General features: G+C 70.8%; 17 protein-coding genes. 14 read left to right on the forward strand and 3 right to left on the reverse strand.

Translation table 11 applies throughout. The features are described from left to right. Positions 1 to 42: 42 nt before the first annotated feature. From hutH to hutI, 3 genes are read left to right on the forward strand one after another with little or no spacing between them, the layout of a single operon-like run. Positions 43 to 1,584 (forward strand): histidine ammonia-lyase, encoded by a 1,542-nt coding sequence (gene hutH, locus G6G98_RS15730; RefSeq protein WP_067354872.1) that lies wholly within the window; start codon positions 43 to 45, stop codon positions 1,582 to 1,584. Next, positions 1,577 to 3,235, forward strand: a complete 1,659-nt coding sequence (hutU, locus tag G6G98_RS15735) for a urocanate hydratase (RefSeq protein WP_164234446.1) — start codon at positions 1,577 to 1,579, stop codon at positions 3,233 to 3,235. The genes hutH and hutU overlap by 8 nt, the downstream gene beginning before the upstream one ends. Then, on the forward strand, positions 3,232 to 4,398 hold the full coding sequence (gene hutI, locus G6G98_RS15740) for an imidazolonepropionase (RefSeq protein ID WP_164234447.1): 1,167 nt from the start codon (positions 3,232 to 3,234) through the stop codon (positions 4,396 to 4,398). The genes hutU and hutI overlap by 4 nt, the downstream gene beginning before the upstream one ends. 27 nt (positions 4,399 to 4,425) lie before the next feature. Here the strand turns inward: hutI and G6G98_RS15745 are convergent, their stop codons facing one another. Together G6G98_RS15745 and G6G98_RS15750 are read right to left on the reverse strand one after the other, a co-directional pair. Next, the gene (locus G6G98_RS15745; protein ID WP_164234448.1) at positions 4,426 to 6,798 is read right to left on the reverse strand and encodes a LamG-like jellyroll fold domain-containing protein; all 2,373 of its coding nucleotides are present in this window, start codon (positions 6,796 to 6,798) and stop codon (positions 4,426 to 4,428) included. 184 nt (positions 6,799 to 6,982) lie between these two features. Then, complete coding sequence (locus G6G98_RS15750; protein WP_164234449.1) at positions 6,983 to 8,257, reverse strand: DUF445 domain-containing protein; 1,275 nt, start codon at positions 8,255 to 8,257, stop codon at positions 6,983 to 6,985. Between the two features lie 65 nt (positions 8,258 to 8,322). Between G6G98_RS15750 and G6G98_RS15755 the strand changes: the two genes are divergently transcribed. After that, positions 8,323 to 8,595 carry a metal-sensitive transcriptional regulator gene (locus tag G6G98_RS15755; RefSeq protein ID WP_067354886.1) on the forward strand — a complete coding sequence of 91 codons (273 nt, stop codon included), beginning with the start codon at positions 8,323 to 8,325 and terminating at the stop codon, positions 8,593 to 8,595. 15 nt (positions 8,596 to 8,610) lie between these two features. Here G6G98_RS15755 and G6G98_RS15760 read toward each other — a convergent pair whose 3' ends face one another. Next, on the reverse strand, positions 8,611 to 10,158 hold the full coding sequence (locus G6G98_RS15760) for an amino acid permease (RefSeq protein ID WP_164234450.1): 1,548 nt from the start codon (positions 10,156 to 10,158) through the stop codon (positions 8,611 to 8,613). A 157-nt stretch (positions 10,159 to 10,315) separates the two neighbouring features. Here G6G98_RS15760 and G6G98_RS15765 point away from each other — a divergent pair, with 157 nt between their 5' ends. The 10 genes from G6G98_RS15765 (at position 10,316) to G6G98_RS15810 (ending at position 21,320) form a co-directional block, all read left to right on the forward strand. Then, the gene (locus G6G98_RS15765; RefSeq protein WP_164234451.1) at positions 10,316 to 11,671 is read left to right on the forward strand and encodes a glutamine synthetase family protein; all 1,356 of its coding nucleotides are present in this window, start codon (positions 10,316 to 10,318) and stop codon (positions 11,669 to 11,671) included. Continuing rightward, positions 11,652 to 12,404 carry a gamma-glutamyl-gamma-aminobutyrate hydrolase family protein gene (locus G6G98_RS15770; RefSeq protein WP_067354897.1) on the forward strand — a complete coding sequence of 251 codons (753 nt, stop codon included), beginning with the start codon at positions 11,652 to 11,654 and terminating at the stop codon, positions 12,402 to 12,404. Before G6G98_RS15765 ends, G6G98_RS15770 begins: the two co-directional genes overlap by 20 nt. Beyond that, positions 12,401 to 13,762, forward strand: a complete 1,362-nt coding sequence (locus G6G98_RS15775) for an aldehyde dehydrogenase family protein (RefSeq protein ID WP_164234452.1) — start codon at positions 12,401 to 12,403, stop codon at positions 13,760 to 13,762. The genes G6G98_RS15770 and G6G98_RS15775 overlap by 4 nt, the downstream gene beginning before the upstream one ends. Before the next feature lie 43 nt (positions 13,763 to 13,805). Further along, positions 13,806 to 14,585, forward strand: a complete 780-nt coding sequence (locus tag G6G98_RS15780) for a 3-oxoacyl-ACP reductase (RefSeq protein ID WP_067354910.1) — start codon at positions 13,806 to 13,808, stop codon at positions 14,583 to 14,585. A 30-nt stretch (positions 14,586 to 14,615) separates the two neighbouring features. Continuing rightward, positions 14,616 to 15,347, forward strand: a complete 732-nt coding sequence (locus G6G98_RS15785; RefSeq protein WP_164234453.1) for a FadR/GntR family transcriptional regulator — start codon at positions 14,616 to 14,618, stop codon at positions 15,345 to 15,347. 183 nt (positions 15,348 to 15,530) lie between these two features. Continuing rightward, on the forward strand, positions 15,531 to 16,661 hold the full coding sequence (locus tag G6G98_RS15790) for an ABC transporter ATP-binding protein (protein ID WP_164234454.1): 1,131 nt from the start codon (positions 15,531 to 15,533) through the stop codon (positions 16,659 to 16,661). A 32-nt stretch (positions 16,662 to 16,693) separates the two neighbouring features. Beyond that, a complete protein-coding gene (locus G6G98_RS15795) occupies positions 16,694 to 17,872 on the forward strand; it encodes a polyamine ABC transporter substrate-binding protein (RefSeq protein ID WP_067354917.1) in 1,179 nt (392 codons plus the stop codon). Further along, the gene (locus tag G6G98_RS15800) at positions 17,865 to 18,767 is read left to right on the forward strand and encodes an ABC transporter permease (RefSeq protein ID WP_164234455.1); all 903 of its coding nucleotides are present in this window, start codon (positions 17,865 to 17,867) and stop codon (positions 18,765 to 18,767) included. Before G6G98_RS15795 ends, G6G98_RS15800 begins: the two co-directional genes overlap by 8 nt. Beyond that, positions 18,764 to 19,660 (forward strand): ABC transporter permease, encoded by an 897-nt coding sequence (locus G6G98_RS15805; protein WP_067354923.1) that lies wholly within the window; start codon positions 18,764 to 18,766, stop codon positions 19,658 to 19,660. Before G6G98_RS15800 ends, G6G98_RS15805 begins: the two co-directional genes overlap by 4 nt. A 1-nt stretch (position 19,661) precedes the next feature. After that, positions 19,662 to 21,320: an amidohydrolase gene (locus G6G98_RS15810; RefSeq protein WP_067354926.1), complete on the forward strand. Its 1,659-nt coding sequence runs from the start codon at positions 19,662 to 19,664 to the stop codon at positions 21,318 to 21,320. Positions 21,321 to 21,322: the final 2 nt, after the last annotated feature.

Genomic DNA, 21,322 nt, shown 5'->3' on the forward strand with positions numbered 1-21,322 from the left:
GATCCGCTGTTGCGCGCGACCCCCGGGGTGTGGAATCTAATCATGACTGATCTGCCCTCCGTTCTCGTCGGTGCCGCGCCCCTGAGCCACGCCGACGTCGTCGCCGTCGTCCGGCACGGCGCCCCTGTCGTCATCGCCGCCGAGGCGCTGGAGCGCGTCGCGCAGACCCGCAGCGTCATCGACGGCCTCGCCGCCGACCCGAACCCGCACTACGGCGTCTCCACCGGCTTCGGCGCGCTCGCCACCACCTTCATCGCTCCCGACCGTCGCCGCCAGCTGCAGGCCAGCCTGATCCGCTCGCACGCGGCCGGCACCGGCCCCGAGGTCGAGCGCGAGGTCGTGCGCGGCCTGCAGCTGCTGCGCCTGCAGACGCTCGCGTCCGGCCGCACCGGCGTCCGCCCGGTCGTCGTCGAGACCTACGCCGCGCTGCTGAACGCGGGGATCACGCCGATCGTCCGCGAGTACGGCTCGCTCGGCTGCTCCGGCGACCTCGCCCCGCTCGCCCACATCGCCCTGGCGACCATGGGAGAGGGCGACGTCCGCGACGCCGCGGGCGAGCTCGTCCCGGCATCCGAGGCGCTCGAAGCCTGCGGCATCGAGCCGCTCACTCTCGTCGAGAAGGAGGGGCTCGCGCTCATCAACGGCACCGACGGCATGCTCGGCACGCTCGTCCTCGCCCTGCACGACCTCGACGAGCTGCTCATCACCGCCGACATCGCCGCCGCGATGTCGATCGAGTCGCAGCTCGGCACCGACGCCGTCTTCGCCGCCGACCTCATGGCGCTGCGCCCGCAGGTGGGGCAGGGGGCATCCGCAGCGAACCTCCGCGCCTTCCTCGCCGACTCCCCGATCGTGCACAGCCACAAGGGCCCGGAGGACGGCCGCGTGCAGGACGCGTACTCGCTGCGCTGCACACCCCAGGTGCACGGCACGGCGCGCGACACGGCCGGCTACGCGGCCACCATCGCCGATCGTGAGCTCGCCAGCGTGATCGACAACCCGATCATCACCGTCGACGGCCGCATCGAGTCGAACGGCAACTTCCACGGTGCCCCGGTCGCCGCGGTCCTCGACTTCCTCGCGATCTCGGTCGCCGACGTCGCCTCCGTGTCCGAGCGCCGCACCGACCGCGCGCTGGACCCGGCGCGCAACCACGGCCTCCCGCCGTTCCTCGCCGACGAGGTCGGCGTCGACTCCGGCCTGATGATCGCCCAGTACGCCTCCGCCGGCATCGTGTCCGAGCTGAAGCGCCTCGCCGTCCCGGCATCCGTCGACTCGATCCCGTCGTCGGCCATGCAGGAGGACCACGTGTCGATGGGCTGGGCCGCCGCCCGCAAGCTCCGTCGCGCCATCGACGGACTCGGCCGCGTCCTCGCGATCGAGATCCTCACCGGCGCCCGCGCGCTCGACCTGCGCGCGCCCCTCGAGGCCGGCCCCGCCACCGGAGCCGTCCGCGACCTCGTCCGCACCGTGGCCGCCGGCCCCGGCCCCGACCGATTCCTCTCTCCCGACATGGAGGCCGTGACCGCGCTCGTGCAGTCCGGCGCCATCGCCCGCATCGCAAAGGAGCACGCACATGCCTGAGACCACTGAGACCCGTACGATCCGCGCCGCCCGCGGCAACGTCCGCACCGCGAAGAGCTGGGGCGCGGAGGCCGCCAAGCGGATGCTGATGAACAACCTCGACCCCGAGGTCGCCGAGCACCCCGAGGACCTCGTCGTCTACGGCGGCACCGGCAAGGCCGCCCGCAGCTGGGAGGCGTACGACGCGATCGTCCGCACGCTCGACGAGCTCGAGCCCGACGAGACCCTGCTGGTGCAGTCCGGCAAGCCGGTCGGCGTCTTCCGCACCCACGAGTGGGCTCCGCGCGTGCTCATCGCGAACTCCAACCTCGTCGGCGACTGGGCGAACTGGCCCGAGTTCCGCCGCCTCGAGGAGATGGGGCTGATGATGTACGGTCAGATGACGGCCGGCTCGTGGATCTACATCGGCTCGCAGGGCATCCTGCAGGGCACCTACGAGACCTTCGCCGCCGTCGCGCAGTCGCTCGGCAGGGACTCCCTCAAGGGCACCCTCTCGCTCACCGGCGGTGCCGGCGGCATGGGCGGCGCGCAGCCGCTCGCCGTCACCCTGAACGAGGGCGCCTGCCTCATCGTCGACGTCGACGAGACCCGTCTCGCCCGCCGCGTCGACCACGGCTACCTCGACGTCTACTACACCGACCTCGACGAGGCCGTGGCCCGCGCCGTCGCCGCGAAGGAGGCCGGCGAGGCTCTGTCCGTCGGCATCGTGGGCAACGCGGCCGAGGTCTTCCCCGAGCTGTTCCGCCGTGGCGTGCCGATCGACATCGTCACCGACCAGACCAGCGCGCACGACCCGCTGGCCTACCTTCCGATCGGCGTCTCGGTCGAGGACTGGAAGGCCGAGGCCGAGCGCGACCCCGAGGAGTTCACGCGGCGCTCGCGCGAGTCCATGGCCGCGCACGTCGAGGCCATGGTCGCGTTCAAGGACGCCGGCGCCGCCGTCTTCGACTACGGCAACTCCATCCGCGCGGAGGCCGTGCTCGGCGGCTTCGACCGGGCCTTCGAGTTCCCCGGCTTCGTCCCGGCGTACATCCGCCCGCAGTTCGAAGAGGGTCGCGGCCCGTTCCGCTGGGCCGCGCTCTCCGGCGACCCGGAGGACATCCGCAAGACCGACCGCGCGATCGCGGAGCTCTTCCCCGAGGACAAGGCCCTGCACCGCTGGCTGGAGAAGGCCGGCGAGAAGGTCCACTTCGAGGGCCTTCCCGCCCGCATCTGCTGGCTCGGCTACAAGGAGCGCCACCTCGCCGGCCTGAAGTTCAACGAGATGGTCGCCTCCGGCGAGCTCTCGGCGCCGATCGTGATCGGCCGCGACCACCTCGACTCCGGCTCTGTGGCCTCGCCGTACCGCGAGACCGAGGCGATGAAGGACGGCTCCGACGCGATCGCCGACTGGCCGCTGCTCAACGCGCTGCTGAACACGGCCTCGGGTGCCTCCTGGGTGTCGCTGCACCACGGCGGCGGCGTCGGCATCGGCCGCTCCATCCACGCCGGCCAGGTCACCGTCGCCGACGGCTCCGCCCTCGCCGGCGAGAAGATCGAGCGCGTGCTGACCAACGACCCCGGCACGGGGGTCATGCGTCACGTCGACGCGGGCTACGAGCACGCGAAGGACATCGCCCGCGAGCGCGGCCTCAAGGTGCCGATGCTGTGAGCACCGTGCTGATCACGAACATCGGGGAGCTGACCACGAACGTCGGCTCCCCGGCGGACCCGTGCGGCATCCTCCACGACGCGGCCGTGCTCGTGGAGGACGGCCGCATCGCCTGGGTCGGTGCGGCAGCGGATGCGCCGCACGCCGAGGAGACGGACGACGCCGGCGGCTGCGCGGTCATCCCCGGCTTCGTCGACAGTCACAGCCACCTCGTCTTCGGCGGGGACCGTGCCGCCGAGTTCGAGGCGCGGATGCAGGGGCAGAAGTATGCCGCCGGCGGCATCCGCTCCACCGTCGCGGCGACGCGCGCCGCCACCGACGACCAGCTGCGCGCCCGGCTGCGCGGCTTCCTCGACGAGATGCTCGCGCAGGGCACGACGACCGTCGAGATCAAGAGCGGCTACGGGCTCGACCTCGAGACCGAGGAGCGCCTCGTGCGGCTCGCGGCCGAGGTCACGCCCGAGGTCACGTTCCTGGGTGCGCATGTGGTGCCCGCGGAGTACTCGGACCGGGCCGAGGAGTACGTCGACCTCGTCACCGGAGCCATGCTCGACGCCTGCGCGCCGCACGCGAAATGGATCGACGTGTTCTGCGAGACCGGGGCGTTCACGGTGGAGCAGTCCCGGCGCGTGCTCGAGGCGGGCATCGCCCGCGGGCTCGCACCGCGACTGCACGCCAGCCAGCTCGGCCCCGGTGCAGGTGTTCAGCTCGCGGTCGAGCTGGGCGCGGCATCCATCGACCACGGCACGTTCCTGACGGACGCCGATGTCGAGGCGCTCGCCGCCTCCGACACCGTTCTCACGCTGCTGCCGGGGGTCGAGTTCTCCACCCGTCAGCCCTATCCCGACGCGCGGCGTCTCATCGACGCGGGGGTCACCGTCGCACTCGCGTGCGACACGAACCCGGGGTCGAGCTTCACGTCGTCCATGCCGTTCTGCATCGCCGTCGCGGTGCGCGACATGGGCATGACGCCGGCCGAGGCGGTCTGGGCCGCCACGGCCGGGGGAGCGCGGGCGCTGCGGCGCGATGACATCGGCGTCATCGCGCCGGGCGCCCGTGCCGATCTCGTGCTGCTCAAGGCGCCGACGCGCATCCACCTGGCCTATCGTCCGGGCGTGCCGCTCGTCGAGCAGGTCTGGAAGGACGGCGTCGCGGTCCGCTGAATCGCAGGCCGCGACACCGTCGCCTCGTCAGCGCTCGGCGAGTTCCGCGACGTCCTGAGCGGTGAGGGCCGTGCTCCACACGTTCAGTTCGTCGACGTCGCCCGCGAACGGCGCGTCCCACCAGTTCACGCCGATGCCGAACTGCGCTCCCGCTGCGGAGAACACGTCGGGGAACCCCGTGCCCTGGAACCGCTTCACGCCGTCGACGTAGACGACGACGGAGCCGCCGTCGACGACGAACGCGACATGCGACCACTGGCCGACGGGCAGAGTCTGCCCCGTGCCGGCGTCGTACCAGCGGGTGCCGGACCAGAGCATCGTCGAGCCGCCGACGCCGCTGTGCCCCTGTGGCACGAGGCTGACCCACGACTCGAGGCCCGCGGCGCCGAAGAAGGCCGTCGTGTAGGTGGTGAGCCGGTCGGGGCGCAGCCACAGGCTGACCGTGTACTCGGAGCCCTGGATGAGGCTGTCCGGCAGGCGCACGCCGGTCGAGCCGTCGAGGTGCAGGGCGCTGCCGGAGACGCCGTCGGCCGCGAAGGCGGCCGTGCCGCCCGGGGTGTCCAGGCGCGCCCCGGTCGGGGTCGCGGCCGGGTGCAGCCCCGCGCCGTCGGCGAGGTCTCCCTCGAACGACCAGGAGCCGCTGAGGACGCCGGGCGTGCGGGCGAGGACGGTGAGCTCGAAGGATGCCGTCTGCGCGATGCCACCGGAAGCGACGGTCGCGGTGAGCGTGACGTGCGCGTCGGCGGCGCCGATCGCGGGACGCAGGACGGTGCCGTCGGCTCCGACGACCGCCGGGTCGGATGACGTCCACGTGATCGTGGTGCCGCCCGTTCCCTCGGTCGGCAGCGTGAGATCGCCGGTGACGGCGGAGGTGTCGCCCAGCTCCAGCGCGGCGATCACGGCGGCGACGGCATCCGCATCGCTGAGCGTCGGCACCTTGCGTCCCCACACGCTGACGCCGTGTGCGGAGAGGGCGGTGAACCCGGTCGACCAGGCTTCCAGGGCCGGGTCCCACACCGGCACGAACCGGCCCTTGTAGGTCTCGCCGTCGATGACGAGCGTCGCGGCGTTCACATCGTCGAGGGTCCAGCTGCCCGCGGCGGCACCGGTGATCTTCCCGCTCTTCGTGAGGGAGATGTCGGAGGACGCAGCGGGGACCGCGGTGATGTCCTTGCCCATGTTCACGAGTTGCCAGTCTCCGACGACATCCGCGCGGTAGACCTTGCCGGCGGTCTCGCCGGCGTAGCGCTGCGGGGAGATCACCGGCCATCCGTCTTCGTTGATGTAGATCTGGTGCACCCGCACCTCGTGATACTCCCCGCTGCCGGGGAATCGCGCGTGGAACACGAGGAACATGCGCCCGGTCTCGGGGTCCTGGTACCAGGAGTTGTGTCCGGGTGAGTTGTAGCCGATGCCGTTCGCATCGCCCGCGTCGCCGAGCTCGTGGGTGAAGACGTGGCTTCCCATGAGCTTGACGCCGTAGGGCTGGATCGTCGCGTCGTCGAACAGCGGCAGGTCCGGGTCGGACTTCACCTCCGCCATGTCATTGCCCTCGGCGTCGAGGTAGGGCCCGTCGGGTGAGGTCGAGCGGGCGACGCGGACGTTGTACCCGCCGCCGGCGTCCAAACCCCCGAAGGACAGGTAGAGGTAGTAGTAGCCGCTCTCCGCGTCGTACTGGACGGTCGGCGCCTCGATGCGACTGTGGTTGCCGCCGACGAGGTGCGTGCCGTAGCCCTGGTCGGGGAGGGGCTCGCCCGTCTCCGGGTCGAGCTTCAGGATGTGGATGCCGCCGGAGTAAGAGCCGTACACCATCCACAGGCCGCCGTCTGCGTCGTAGAACGCGTCGGGATCGACGGCGTTGGGGTGGATGCGGGCGTCGTAGACCTCGCCCGGGTTCTCGGACTCTCCCGACATGCCCGACTTCAGGAGGATGCCCTGGTTCTCGTACGGACCGTCGACCGCGTCGGAGGTGGCGAGGCCGAGCGCGGAGCGCGGGGAGGAGCCCTCACAGGCGTTGTAGTACATCGCGAACCGCCCGTCGGGGAGCCGGATGACGTCCGCCGCCCACAGCGTGCTGGTCTGCGCCCACTCGAAGGTCTCGGCCAGCTCGGTGTAGATGTCCTCGAAGAGGGCGTTGTCGGCGTTCTGCGACAGGTCGACGGTGTACTGCTCCCAGTCGATGAGGTCGGTCGTGTGCGCCGAGGCGCCGTGCGAGCCGAACGCCCAGATGTCGTCGCCCGAGGTGACGATCGAGGGGTCGTGGACGGTGACGTCCTGGAACTGCGGGGGTTCGGGCTGTACGGTCGGCTGCTTCGCCCAGGCAGGGGCCGGGACGAGGCAGCCGATCGCGATGGCGCCGGCGGCGGCCAGGGCGATCGAGGTGCGGGGAGTGCGGGGCATGATGCTCCTGTTCGACGTCGGACGGAGATTCGGGCTCGGCCATGAGCCGTCGCCGCGAATCTACAACGATGTAGAACTGAGGTGCAAGGGTTATCTCCAACGTTGCATAAGCGGCTGCGCCCGGACCGCCTCCCGGTCGGTCTGCGGAACCCGGCGCGGGCTCAGGTGCGAGCGCGGCGGACGATCATCCGGGGATGAGGTTGTGAGCGACGGCGAAGATGAGGAGACCGGCGAGGGCGCCGACGACGGTGCCGTTCAGGCGGATGTACTGCAGGTCGCGTCCGACCATGAGCTCGATCTTCTCGGTGGTCTCCGCCGGATCCCACCGCTCGACGGTGTCGGTGATGATCGAGGCGATGTCATGCCGGTACCGGTCGACGAGGAAGACGGCGGCATCCGACACCCAGGTGTCGACGCGGTGCTGCAGCGCGGCATCCGTGGTCAGGCGCTCGCCGACCTCCTGCAGGGCCTGGACCGCCCGGCGGCGCAGGCCGCTCTCCGGGTCGGCCAGCGCCGTGAGCAGGCCTGCCTTGGCGGTGTTCCAGGCTTCGGCGGCCAGGGCGCCGACACGGGGGCTGTCGAAGAGCGAGGCCTTCGCGTTCTCGAGCTTCGCCCGCGTCGCGGGGTCGTGCTGGAGATTGTCGGCGAGGCGGCCGAGGTAGCCGTCGATCGCGAGGCGGGCCGGATGCCGCGGGTCGGCCTGGACGGCCTGCACGAAGCGCACCGCCTCGTTGTAGGCGGTGTCGTCGACGAAGCGGTGCGCGAGCTTCGGCACCCAGGACGGGAGCCGCCGGGAGATGAGGCCGGAGAAGGCCTCGGCGTTGTGGTGCAGCCAGGTCGCGATGGAGTCCACGGCGAGGTCGACGGCTCCGTGGTGGGCGTCCGCCTCGACGATCTTGGCGAGCCACGCTCCGGCCGGCGGTCCCCATTCCGGGGCGACGAGGTGCTCGCGGGCGAGGTCGGTGATGAGATCGCGGACGTCGTCGTCGCTGAGCGCGTTGAGCACAGCGCCGGCGACGGCGGCGCCCTCGGTGCCGACGCGCTCGGCATGCGCGGGCTCCCGGAGCCATTCGCCGGCGCGGAGCGCGATGGCGGTGTTCGATAGCTTGGTGCGCACGACATCGGCGGCGAGGAAGTTGGTCTCGACGAACTCGCCGAGCGTGCGGCCGATCTCGTCCTTGCGGCTCGGGATGATCGCGGTGTGCGGGATCGGGAGCCCGAGCGGCCGGCGGAACAGCGCGGTGACCGCGAACCAGTCGGCGAGGGCGCCGACCATGCCGCCCTCCGCGGCGGCCCGCAGATAGGCGAGCCACTCGACGCGCTCCTGGAGCGCGAAGGCGATGACGAAGGTGATGGCCATCGCGCCGAGCGCACCGAGAGCGACCGCCTTCATGCGCCGGAGCGCGCGCAGGCGCTCCTGATCGGCGGGGCTGAGCTGCGCCATCGGTGTTCGCGGCATGACGTCATCCTTTCACGCGGGCCGCGCCCGGCCGGAGCCCGGCGGTCGAGAGTACGCTCGATCCCGTGATCGAAGACATCAAGAAGCGCGCGCTGCACCGCACGAGCATCCTCGAGGGTCAGATGCGCGGCGTCGCGCGGATGATCGAGAACGAGGAGTACTGCATGGACATCATCACGCAGTCGCGTGCCATCCAGCGCTCCCTGGAATCCCTGAACCGGCTGCTGCTGGAGAACCATCTGCGCACGCACGTGACGCACATGTTCGAGCACGGCGGGGAGGAGCGCGACAAGGCCGTCGTCGAGCTGCTGAAGGCCTTCGACTTCGATTCGAAGTAGTCGCGCTCCCGCCGGTCACTTCCCGCCGTCGAAGACCTCGTCCTCCATGGCGTCGTAGCCTTCGGCCTGCGGATCGCCGTGCTCGCCGCCGGAGAGGGCGTACTCCTCTTCGGGGGAGAGCACGAGGCGGTGCCGGAAGAACAGGCCGAATCCGATGAGGATCACCGCGTAGACGATCGCGATCGCGATGATCGCCGGGCCGAATGTCGGGTTCAGGAGGAATCCGAGGAAGATGAGCGCGGAGATGACGAGGGCGATCACCGCTCCCGGGATGCCCCAGGGGCTGCGGTAGGGGCGTTCCACGTTCGGGTACTTCCGGCGCAGGATCATGAACGAGATCAGCTGCAGACCGTAGGCGACCACCGCTCCCCACACCGCGATGTTCAGCACGATCGCGCCGGCCACGGTGCCGGCGCCCTCGGCGTCCACGGCCGCGAGCACATCGAGCACGATCAGCGCGACGAAGCCGATGGCGGCGCCCACGACGAGCGCGACCCAGGGGGTCTGGCGCGTGCCGGTGAGGGACAGGAAGCGCGGGTAGTAGCCGGCGCGCGACAGCGAGTACATGTTGCGGCCGTACGCGAACATGATGCCCTGGAGCGACGCGAGCAGGCCGATCAGTGCGAACAGCGCGAGGACGGCTGCGACCTGGTCACCCACGATGGCGCGGAAGCCGTCGAGCAGGGGCTCTCCGGCGACGCCGGTGGCCTCGGCGCCCAGGATGCCGGTGTTCAGGAAGAGCACGAGGAGGCCGGTCACGATGAGCGTGCCCCGGGCCCAGAGGCCGGCGCGCGGGATGTCGCGGATCGGATCGTGGGACTCCTCGGCCGCGAGCGGCAGCTCCTCGATGCCGAGGAAGAACCACATCGCGAAGGGGAGTGCGAAGAGGATCGGCAGCACGCCGTGCGGCAGGAAGGCCGACTGGCCCTCGTCGGGGACGATGTTCCACAGGGCGTCCCAGCTGAAGGCTCCCGAGAAGGCCGCCATCGCGGAGAACACCAGGATGATGGCGATCGAGATCACGGAGACGACGATCGCGAACCGGAACGAGATCGCAGCTCCCGCCGAGTTCAGGGCGATGAACACGGCGTAGAGGATGAGGTACCACGCCCATCCCGGCAGCTCCAGGCCGAGCAGCTCGCTCGTGATGCCGTTCGCATAGGAGGCCGAGAAGTAGACGATCACCGCGGTGGTCGCCACGTACTCGATCGTCTCGGCGGCCCCGGTGACGAGGCCGCCCCACGGTCCCATCGCCGACCGGGCGAACGAGTACGCCCCGCCGGTGTGCGGCATGGCAGCCGCCATCTCGCCGATCGAGAAGATCATGCCGTAGTACATGAGCACGAGGATCGCGAAGGCGATGAGCATCCCTCCGAAGCCGGCGAAGTCGATGCCGAAGTTCCAGCCGGAGAAGTCCCCGGAGATGACCGCGGCGACGGCGAGGCCCCACAGGCCCCACACTCCGGCCGACCGCTTCAGCGTCCGCTTCTCGAAGTACTCACTGCCGGCACGTGTATAGGTCGCCCCAGCGACCTTGCGGGACTCGCTCTTCTGCTCAGACATCCGCTCTCCGTTCGCATGCTTGCAGGCGCCGGGTGCACCCTGGGCATGATTGTGACATTCAATGGTGGTTTCGTCTACCTTTAAACGTCGAGGTGTTCTACTCTGAGGGCGAAGCCGGTCGATCGATCGCTTCACCGCACGAGAACGGGAGCGAGAGATGTCGGGAAACCTGAGCATCGAGCAGCTGGACGCGGGCATCGCCGCCGGCGAGATCGACACGGTGATCGTGGCGTTCGCCGACGCCCAGGGACGTCTGGTGGGCAAGCGGGTATCCGCGCGGCTGTTCCAGGAGGACATCCTGCACCACGGGGCCGAGGCCTGCGATTACCTGCTCTCGGTCGACGTCGACATGAACACCGTCGACGGATACGCGATGTCGGGCTGGGACCGCGGGTACGGCGACATGGTCCTCCGCCCCGACGCCGCCACCCTCCGCCGCATCCCCTGGCTCGACGGGACGGCGCTGGTGATGGCGGATCTCGTCTGGCAGAACGGCGAACCCGTCGGGCCCTCGCCGCGCGCGATCCTCGACCGGCAGCGCGACCGCCTCGCCGAGCGCGGCTGGACCGCGTACTCCGGCACGGAGCTCGAGTTCATCGTCTTCGACAACACCTACCGCGACGCCTGGGCGCGCAGGTACGAGGGGCTCACCCCGGCCACGGACTACAACGTCGACTACAACCTCCTCGCCTCCACCCGCCTCGAGCCGCTGCTGCGTGACATCCGGAACGGGATGGACGGAGCCGGCATGTACTGCGAGGGCGTGAAGGGCGAGTGCAACCTCGGCCAGCAGGAGATCGCGTTCCGCTACGCGGAGGTGCGCGAGACGGCCGACCAGCACGCGATCTACAAGAACGGCGCGAAGGAGATCGCCGGACAGCACGGGCAGGCGCTGACCTTCATGGCCAAGTTCAACGAGCGCGAGGGGAACAGCTGCCACATCCACCTCTCGCTGCGCGACGCGAACGGCACGCCGGTGATGGCCGGGGACGGCGAGCACGGCTTCAGCCCGCTGATGGAGCACTGGATCGCCGGCATCCTCGCGACGCTCCGGGAGTTCACCCTCCTCTACGCGCCGAACATCAACTCCTACAAGCGCTTCGCCAAGGGCAGCTTCGCCCCGACCGGCATCGCCTGGGGCATCGACAACCGCACCTGCGCGCTGCGCGTGATCGGGCAGGGCTCCGCCCTGCGCGTCGAGAACCGGGTGCCCGGCGGCGACGTCAACCCGTACCTCGGCATCTCCGCGATCATCGCCGGCGGGCTCCACGGCATCGAGAACGAGCTGCCCCTGCCGGAGCGGCTCACCGGCAACGCCTACGAGGCGGGGGTGGAGCACCTGCCGACGACGCTGCGGGAGGCCGCACAGCTGTTCGGCGAGTCCTCGATCGCGCGAGCCGCGTTCGGCGACGACGTCGTCGACCACTATCTGAACCAGGCGCGCATCGAGCTCGAGGCGTACGACGCCGCCGTCACCGACTGGGAGCGGGTCCGTGGTTTCGAACGACTCTGAATCCGCGGTGCTGATCGGCGTCACGACCTACCTGGAACGGGCGCAGCAGGGAGTGTGGGACGTCAGGGCGGCGTTCCTCCCCGAGCAGTACCTGACCGGGGTGACCGCGGCAGGCGGCATCGCGCTGCTCCTGCCCCCGCAGGATCCGGATGCCGCCGACGCCGCGATCGCCGGCATGGACGGCCTCATCCTCACCGGCGGGGCGGACGTCGCCCCCGAGCTGTACGGCGAGGAGCGGCATCCGCTCACCGACCCCGCCCGGGTCGACCGCGACGCCTGGGAGCTGGCCCTGTTCCGCGCGGCCGAGCGGCGGCGGATCCCCGTGCTGGCCATCTGCCGCGGCCTGCAGCTCGTCAACGTGGCCCGCGGCGGCACGCTGCAGCAGCATCTGCCTGAGTCGCTCGGCACCGAGCGCTACCGGATCGGCGGAGGCGTCTTCGCCGAGAACCAGGTCGCCGTCTCGCCCGGCACTGCCCTCGCCGAGGTGCTGGGCGAGGGTGACGTGCGGGTGCACAGCTATCACCACCAGGGCATCGACCGCCTCGGCGACGGTCTCGTCGCGGCCGCACGCTCGGACGACGGTCTCGTGCAGGCCTTCGTCGACACCTCCGGCGGACACCTCGTCGGGGTCCAGTGGCATCCCGAGGAGAACGGCGAGGATCGCCGTCTCTTCGAGGATCTCGTCTCACAGGCCCGTGCGTTCGCCGCACGACGGAAGGAAGGTGCGCGATGAGCGCGTTCACGGTCATCAACCCCTCGACGGGGGCCGCCATCCGCGACGTCGCCCGAGCCGACGCCGAGACGACGGATGCCGCGATCGCGCGCGCCGTCGCGGCGCAGCGCCGGTGGGCGGCGCTGGCGCCGGTCGCCAGGGCCGATGCGCTCCGCGCGTTCGCGCGCGTCGTCGAGGGTGCGGCGGAGGAGCTCGCGCAGCTCGAGGTGCAGAACTCCGGACATCCGATCGGCTCCGCGCGCTGGGAGGCGGCCCACGTCGCACAGGTGCTGAACTACTATTCTGCCGACCCCGAGCGGCTCTCCGGGCGGCAGATCCCCGTGGCGGGCGGTCTCGACGTGACCTTCCACGATCCGTACGGAGTCGTCGGCGTCATCGTGCCGTGGAACTTCCCGATGACGATCGCGGCATGGGCCTTCGCCCCTGCGCTCGCCGCGGGAAACGCGGTGGTGCTGAAGCCGGCGGAGCTCACCCCGCTGACGGCGATCCGTCTCGGTGAGCTCGCCCTCGAAGCAGGACTGCCCGAGGGGCTCCTCGAGGTCGTCACCGGCTCGGGCTCCGTCGTCGGGCAGCGGCTCGTCGAGCATCCGGACGTCCGCAAGGTCGTGTTCACGGGGTCGACGGAGGTCGGCGTCGAGGTCGCCGCCGGCTGCGCGCGTGCGCTGAAGCCGGTGACGCTCGAGCTCGGCGGGAAGAGCGCCAACATCGTGTTCGCCGATGCCGATCTCGAGCGCGCGGCCGCCGGGGTGCCCGGGTCGGTCTTCGACAACGCCGGCCAGGACTGCTGCGCCCGCAGCCGCCTGCTGGTGCAGCGCTCGGTGTACGACCGCTTCCTCGAGCTGCTCGAGCCGGCCGTCGCCGCGTGGCGGGTGGGCGACCCGTCGAGCACCGACACCGACATGGGACCGCTGATCTCGGCGGGGCACCGCGACACGGTGTCGTCGTTCCTCGACGGGGCCGACATCGCGTTCCGCGGCAGCGCCCCGGAGGGCGACGGCTTCTGGTTCGCGCCTGCGGTCGTGCTCGCGAGCCCCGGCGACCGCATCGCGCAGCAGGAGGTGTTCGGGCCCGTCGTCGCGGTGATGCCCTTCGATGACGAGGCCGATGCGATCCGCCTCGCGAACGACACGATGTACGGGCTCGCCGGGTCGATCTGGACCGAGAACCTCGGGCGTGCCGTCCGCGTGGCGCGTGGCGTGCAGAGCGGCGTGCTCTCGGTGAACTCGCACTCCTCGGTGCGCTACGCGACGCCCTTCGGCGGCATGAAGGCGTCGGGCCTGGGGCGCGAGCTCGGCCCTGATGCCGCCGAGCACTTCACCGAGACCAAGAACGTCTTCTTCGCGACCGATGCACCCTGATCGCGTCGTCCCCGCCCGCTCACACCCCGTCACGGAGGAACACATGACCATCGACCTGACCCAGCGCCTCAAGGACCGCGTCGCCATCATCACCGGTGGCGCCAGCGGCATCGGCTTCGCCACGGCGAAGCGGTTCGCCGCCGAGGGAGCCTTCGTCGTGATCGCCGACCTGGATCCCGTCACCGGCGAGGCCGCTGCGGCCGAGGTCGGCGGCGCGTTCCGTCCGGTGAACGTCGCCGACCAGGGGATGGTCGACGCGCTCTTCGACGGTGTCGCCGCCGAGTTCGGCCGCATCGACATCGCGTTCAACAACGCCGGCATCTCGCCCGCGGACGACGACTCCATCGAGACGACCGAGCTGCCGGCCTGGGATCGTGTGCAGGACGTGAACCTCAAGAGCGTGTACTTGTGCAGCCGGGCGGCGCTTCGTCACATGGTGCCCGCCGGGCGTGGCTCGATCATCAACACGGCGTCGTTCGTCGCGCTCCTCGGGTCCGCGACCTCGCAGATCAGCTACACGGCGTCCAAGGGCGGGGTGCTCGCGATGTCACGTGAGCTCGGCGTCCAGTTCGCCCGCCAGGGGGTGCGCGTGAACGCGCTCTGCCCGGGCCCTGTGAACACGCCGCTGCTGCAGGAGCTGTTCGCGAAGGACCCGGAGCGGGCTCAGCGTCGCCTGGTGCACGTGCCGATGGGGCGCTTCGCGGAGCCGGAGGAGCTGGCCGCCGCCGTCGCCTTCCTCGCCTCCGACGACTCGTCCTTCATCACCGCGAGCGCCTTCGTTGTGGACGGCGGCATCACGAACGCCTACGTCACGCCGCTGTGAGGGGCATCGCCGTCGTGACAAGGTGAAGGGATGAAGGAGAACCCCGAAGGCGACGGCGACCTCCTCGAGGTGCGCCGGGCCGTCTACCGCCCGCTGCGGCGGGGCAACGCGCTCGAGGACGCGGTGGCGCGTCTCGTGCAGACCATCCGCCTAGGCATCGTCGCCCCGGGGGAATCCCTCCCGCCGGAGCGCGAGCTCGCGGCGTCGTTCGGCGTGAGCCGCGACACCGTACGGGAGGCGATCAGGGAGCTCGCCGACACCGGCTACCTGCTGCCGCGGCGGGGCCGGTACGGCGGCACCTTCGTCGCCGATCCGCTGCCGCAGCCGTCGGGCAGGGGAGCGGTGGATCCGGCCGAGCTCGATGACGTGCTGGGGCTGCGGCGGGTGCTGGAGACCGGCGCGGCGCGCGCAGCTGCCGGCCGGCCGCTGGATGCCGCGATCCGCGCCGACCTGTGGGCGCGGCATGAGGCGGCGCTTCCGGCGGGGCCCGACGAGTATCGCCGCCTCGACACGCTGCTGCACCTGGCCATCGCAGAGGCTGCGGGCATCCCTTCCCTGGTGGCGCTGGTGGCAGAGAACAGGGCAGCCGTGAACGCCCTGCTGGACACGTTCCCCCTGATGCCGCGCAACATCCAGCACTCCGGCGAGCAGCACGAGCAGATCGTCACGGCGATCCTCGCCGGCCGCCCCGACGCGGCCGAGGCGGCGATGCGGGATCACCTCGCCGGGTCGGAGGCGCTGCTGCGCGGCTTCCTCGTCTGAGTCCCGCGGGCGTCGCCGATCTCCCGGTTCTCGGTGATAATCGAAAGCCGTCTGTCGGAATTGCAACGGAAACCGTTGCGATTTGATCACCTCGCCTCGGTATCCGCTGTACCTGGCGCTGATCCTGTGCAAGACTTCCCAGTGTTCCCGGCAGGGACGCAGTGATCTCGATGGGGAGGTTCCATGCCCGACATCACCGGCGGCGTCAGCATCGACGCGGTGACGAAGCGATACGGCTCGGCCACGGCCGTCGACGACGTGACCCTCGACGTGCAGCCCGGCGAGTTCCTCTCCCTGCTGGGGCCCTCCGGGTGCGGCAAGACCACCACGCTTCGGATGATCGCGGGGTTCGAGCAGCCGGATGCCGGCGACATCCGGATCTCCGGGCGCAGCGTGCTCGGCCTGCCGCCGTACCGCCGCGAGGTCAACACCGTCTTCCAGGCGTACGCGCTGTTCCCGCACATGAGCGTCGCCGAGAACGTGGCGTACGGCCTGCAGCAGCGCCGGACCCCGAAGTCGGAGATCCGCGCCAGGGTCGCGGAGGCCCTGGACCTCGTGCAGATGCGCCACCTCGCCGATCGCCGACCGACGCAGCTCTCCGGCGGTCAGCAGCAGCGCATCGCGCTGTCGCGCGCGCTGGTCAACCGGCCGGCCGTGCTGCTGCTCGACGAGCCGCTCGGAGCGCTGGACCGGCAGCTCCGCGAGGAGATGCAGCTGGAGCTGAAGCTCCTGCAGTCGAGTCTGGGCATCACCTTCGTCTTCGTGACGCACGACCAGGGCGAGGCGCTGTCCATGAGCGACCGCATCGCCATCATGCGCCACGGCGTCGTGGAGCAGATCGCCGACCCCGACACCGTGTACGCGCGTCCCGCGTCGGCCTACGTCGCCGCCTTCGTCGGCCAGCAGAACTTCTTCACCGGCCCCGTGTCGGCGGACGGCGCAGCCGTCGAAGCAGCGGAGTCGGTCGTCCGGGCGACCGCTGCGGAACTCGCAGGGGCCACCCGCGGGCAGGCCGCCGTGCGTCCCGAGTTCGTGCGGATCGCGGCCGAAGGGTCGGCGGATGCCGTCGCGCCCGCATCCGTCAACACCGCCCGCGGCACGGTCATCGGCGTCGCCCATCTCGGTGAGACCATGCAGTACCTGGTGCGGATCGGCGAGGACCGGAGCCTCATCGTCCGCCGCCCGACACCCGAGGCGCCGCCGCTGTCGGTCGGCGACGCCGTGGTCTGCTCGTGGGATTCCGCGAACGTCCTGCTCTTCCCCGCCGACGAAGCCGCGACCGACGCCGGCTACGTCGCCCCGCCGGCCGCCTGACCCGTCCACCCGAAACGACCCTGGAGACAACGATGTCCGAGCCTTCGATCCGCATCCTCGCCAGCAGCGAGGCCGTCCCGTTCCTCCGCCGCGAGCTCTCCCGCCGAGGATTCCTCGGCGTCGCGGCCGCCGGCGCCGCCGCCGCGATCCTCACCGCCTGCACGCCGGGCGGGGGCGGCTCCCCGGCCCCCGCGGCGACGGGCGGAGCGCTGGAGAAGAGCCTGTCCATCTACACCTGGGGCGACTACGACAGCCCCGACGTGCTCGAGACGTTCACGAAGGACCAGGGCCCCAAGATCGAGCTGTCCTCCTTCAACTCCAACGAGGAGATGATCGCGAAGCTCACCGCAGCCAAGGGCAGCGCGGGCTACGACATCGTCGTGCCCACCGGCGTGTACATCCAGCAGATGGTGCAGAACGGGCTGCTGCAGAAGCTCAACCGCGACCTCATCCCGAACTTCGCGAACCTCGACCCTGCCTTCGTCGGCCGGGCCTGGGATCCGGAGAACGAGTACTCGATCTGCAAGGCGTGGGGAACGACCGGCTTCGTCTACGACAAGACCGTGATCACCCGCGAGCTCACCACGTGGGCCGACTTCCTCGACGCCGCGCAGAACGAGGCCAGCGGGAAGACCACGATGCTCGACGACGCCAGCGAGCTCACGGGCGCCTACTTCTGGGCCAACGACATCCCGTGGACCACGACCGACGCGGCTCACCTCGACGCCGCGGAGGAGTTCCTCGTCGGGAAGCTCGCCACGCACATCGAGGCGTTCGACTCGTACCCGGGCGGCGGCGCGATCCAGCAGGTCTCGCACGTGCTCATGCAGGCCTACAACGGCGACGTGCGTCTCGGCATCATGGAGAGCAGCGAGCCCGAGCGGTGGCAGTGGGTGCTCCCCGGACCCAAGACCGAGATCTGGATGGACAACTGGGCGATCCCTGTCGGCGCCCCGCACCCGGAGGCGGCGCACGCCTTCATCGACTACGTGCTCGACCCGGCGGTGTCCCTTCAGGAGCTGGACTACATCGGCTACCACACCGGCGTCGCGGACATCGAGCAGGCTGCCGTCGACGCCGGGCTCCCGCTGCTGGACATGGTGTTCTTCACCCCGGAGCAGCTCGAGACGATGGAGGAGGGCGAAGTCACCGACGCCCTCACCCGCGTGGTCGAGATCTACAACAAGGTGAAGGCGGCCGCGGGTGCGTAGGAAGGCCGGCATCGCCCTGGCGTTCCCCGCCTGGGCGTGGCTGCTGTTCTTCTTCGTCATCCCGGTCGGCTATGTCGTCTGGTTCAGCTTCGGCTACAAGCCGGGCATCTTCGGCACCCACGCGAACGACGTGCTGTCCTTCGACCGGTACCTCGAGGTGCTCACGCCGACGTTCTTCGCCACCTTCCAGAACACGCTCTGGATCGGCATCGTCGGCACCCTCGCCTGCCTCGCCATCGGCGGACCCGTGGCCTACTGGATGGCGGTGAAGGCGCCGCCGTCCCGCCGCGGGCTGCTCGTCGCCCTGGTCATGGTGCCGTTCTGGACCAATTTCCTCGTCCGCACGATCGGGTGGCAGATCATCCTGGCGCCCAACGGCTGGCTGTCCGGCATCCTGCAGGGCCTGGGACTCGGACCGCTCGACATCCTCTACACGCGTCCCGCCGTCCTCCTCGGCGTGATCTACAACTACCTGCCCCTGATGATCCTGCCCCTGTTCGTCGCGTTCGACCGGGTCGCCCCCGCGCTGCGCGAGGCGTCGAAGGACCTCGGCGCGAACAGATGGAGCACCTTCCTCCGGGTGACCCTGCCGATCGCACGGCCGGGCGTCGTCGCCGGCATCCTGCTCGTCTTCATCCCGCTGATGGGCGACTACATCACCGCCACGATCCTCGGCGGCGCCAAGGGCAACATGATCGGGCAGATGGTCGCGATCCAGTTCCAGACGGCGCAGAACTGGGCTCTGGGCTCCGCGATGGCGGTGATGCTGATCCTCATCGTCATGCTGACCGCCGCCGTGGCGTTCGCGCTGGTGTGGCTGGCCGGCGTCCCGTTCCGGCTGCGCAACCGCGTGGTGATCGACCCCGCTCCTCTCGCCCGCGGAGGTGCCGCATGACCGCCGCCGACACGCGCGCCATCGTCACCGCACGCAGCACGACGAGGCCGAAGAGCCCCCGCTCCCGCGGAGACCTCGGATTCCTCATCTGGGGCATCGCCGTGCTGGTGTTCCTGTTCCTGCCGATCGCGGTCGTCGTCGCGTACTCGTTCAACACCGGACGCCTGCTCACCTCGTTCACGGATGCCGGCCTCGACTCCTTCGCGGCGATCGTGACGAACGACGTCATCAGGGGCGCCGTGCTCGTGTCGGTGCAGACCGGCTTCATCGCGGCGATCCTCGCGAGCATCCTCGGCACCCTCGCCGGCATCGCGATGGCACGGAACCCCGGGAAGTGGGTGTGGTGGTTCCTCGCCCTCCTGCTGCTGGTGTCGGTGACACCGGAGATCGTCGACGCCGTCGCGCTGCTTCCCTGGCTGGTCACGCTCGGCCAGGACTGGGGGATCGGGCTGTTCGGCAACGGCATCGTGCGGCTCGTGGTCGGCCACTCGCTGTTCTCGGTCGCGATCGTGTCCTATCTCGTCCGGGCCAGGCTCCTCGGACTCGACGCGCAGCTGGAGGAGGCCTCCGCCGATCTCTACGCGCCGCCGCTGACGACCTTCCGGCGGGTGACGCTGCCGCTCGCGATGCCCGCGGTGCTCGCCGGCTTCCTGCTCTCGTTCACGCTGAGCCTGGACAACACCGTGATCGCCGCGTTCGTCTCGGTCGCCGGCACCACGCCGTGGCCCGTGTACATCCTGGGCGCGGTCCGCACCGGACTGCGGCCGGAGATCGCCGCCGTGTCCACGATCATGCTGCTGCTCACGCTCGTGGCGCTGGCACTGGTCGCGCTGGTGCTGAAGCGGGCGGGGGACTCCGCCGCCGACATCGCCCGCACCATGGCAGGAGGATGACATGACCCACGCCGACATCGTCTTCACCGGGGGCCGGCGAGGGGGCCGTGCCTTCCTCTCGGACGCAGCCCGGAGCACCGCGGCGGCCGTCGCCGTGAGCGGCGGCCGGATCAGCGCCGTCGGCCACGACCTGAGCGATCTCATCGGACCACGGACCGAGGTCGTCGACCTCGAGGGACGGATGCTCGTGCCCGGGTTCCAGGACGCGCATGTCCACCCCGTCTGGGGCGGGCTGGACATGCTGCGCTGCGACCTCGCGGCCCTGTCCACGCGGGACGAGTACCTCGCCCGCATCGCCGCGTACGCCACGGAGCATCCCGACGACGCCTGGGTGCTCGGCGGCGGCTGGCAGATGTCGGCGTTCCCGGGCGGCACGCCCACCGCGGCCGACCTCGACACCGTCGTCCCCGGCCGGCCCGCCTTCCTACCCAACCGCGACGGCCACGGCGCCTGGGTGAACTCGCGGGCGCTCGCGCTCGCCGGGATCACGCGGGGCACCCCGGATCCGGCGGACGGCCGCATCGAGCGCGACGCCGACGGGAACCCGAGCGGCACGCTGCACGAGGGTGCGATGGGGCTCGTGAACCGGCTGCTGCCGCCCGAGCCGCCCGAGCGCCTCGTGGACGCCCTGCTGCTCGGCCAGAAGCACCTGCACTCCTTCGGGGTCACGGCCTGGCAGGACGCGATCGTGGGCACCGAGTACGGGGACGCCGGCGATCCGCTGCCCGCCTACCTCCGTGCGGGGTCGTCCGGGGCGCTCACCGGGCGCGTGGTGGGGTCGCTGTGGTGGGACCGCTCGCGCGGACTCGAGCAGATCGACGACATCGTCGCCCGCCGGGCCTCAGGGACCGCGGGGCGCTTCCGCGCGCGCAGCGTGAAGATCATGCAGGACGGCGTGGCCGAGAACTTCACCGCGGCGATGCTCGAGCCGTACTGCGACGGGCACGGGCATCCGGGTGGAGACGACGGGATCTCCTTCGTCGAGCCGGAGCTGCTGAAGGAGGCCGCGAGGCGGCTGGACGCGCACGGCTTCGGGCTGCACTTCCATGCGATCGGTGACAGGGCGGTGCGCGAGTGCCTGGACGCCGTCGAGGCCGCGCTCCTCGCGAACGGGCCGAGCGGCAACCGGCATCACATCTCGCACATCCAGGTCGTGCACCCCGACGACATCCCGCGGTTCAGGGCGCTCGACGTGGCGGCGAACATGCAGATGCTGTGGGCGACGCTGGAGCCGCAGATGGTCGAGCTCACCATCCCGTTCCTCGGAGAGGAGCGCTCCTCCTGGCAGTACCCGTTCGGAGATCTGCTCCGTGCGGGCACCGCGCTCGCCGCCGGCAGCGACTGGTCGGTGTCGACGCCCGACCCGATGGCTGCGATCCACGTCGCCGTGAACCGCCGGTCGGCGCCGAGCGAGTGGGAGGGCGACTATCCGCCGTTCCTGCCCGAGCAGGCGATCGACCTCGGCACCGCGCTCGCCGCGTACACGGCCGGCTCTGCGCGGGTGAATCACCTCGACGAGACCGGCACGATCGCGGTCGGGATGCTCGCCGACCTCGCGCTGCTCGATCGCGACCCGTTCGCGCATCCGGCCGATGAGATCGGCCTCACCCGGGTGCTCGGCACCTGGGTGGAGGGGGAGCGGGTGCACGCGGCGGACTGAGC

Origin of the sequence: Microbacterium hydrocarbonoxydans, assembly GCF_011752045.1 — a bacterium.
Classification (GTDB): domain Bacteria; phylum Actinomycetota; class Actinomycetes; order Actinomycetales; family Microbacteriaceae; genus Microbacterium.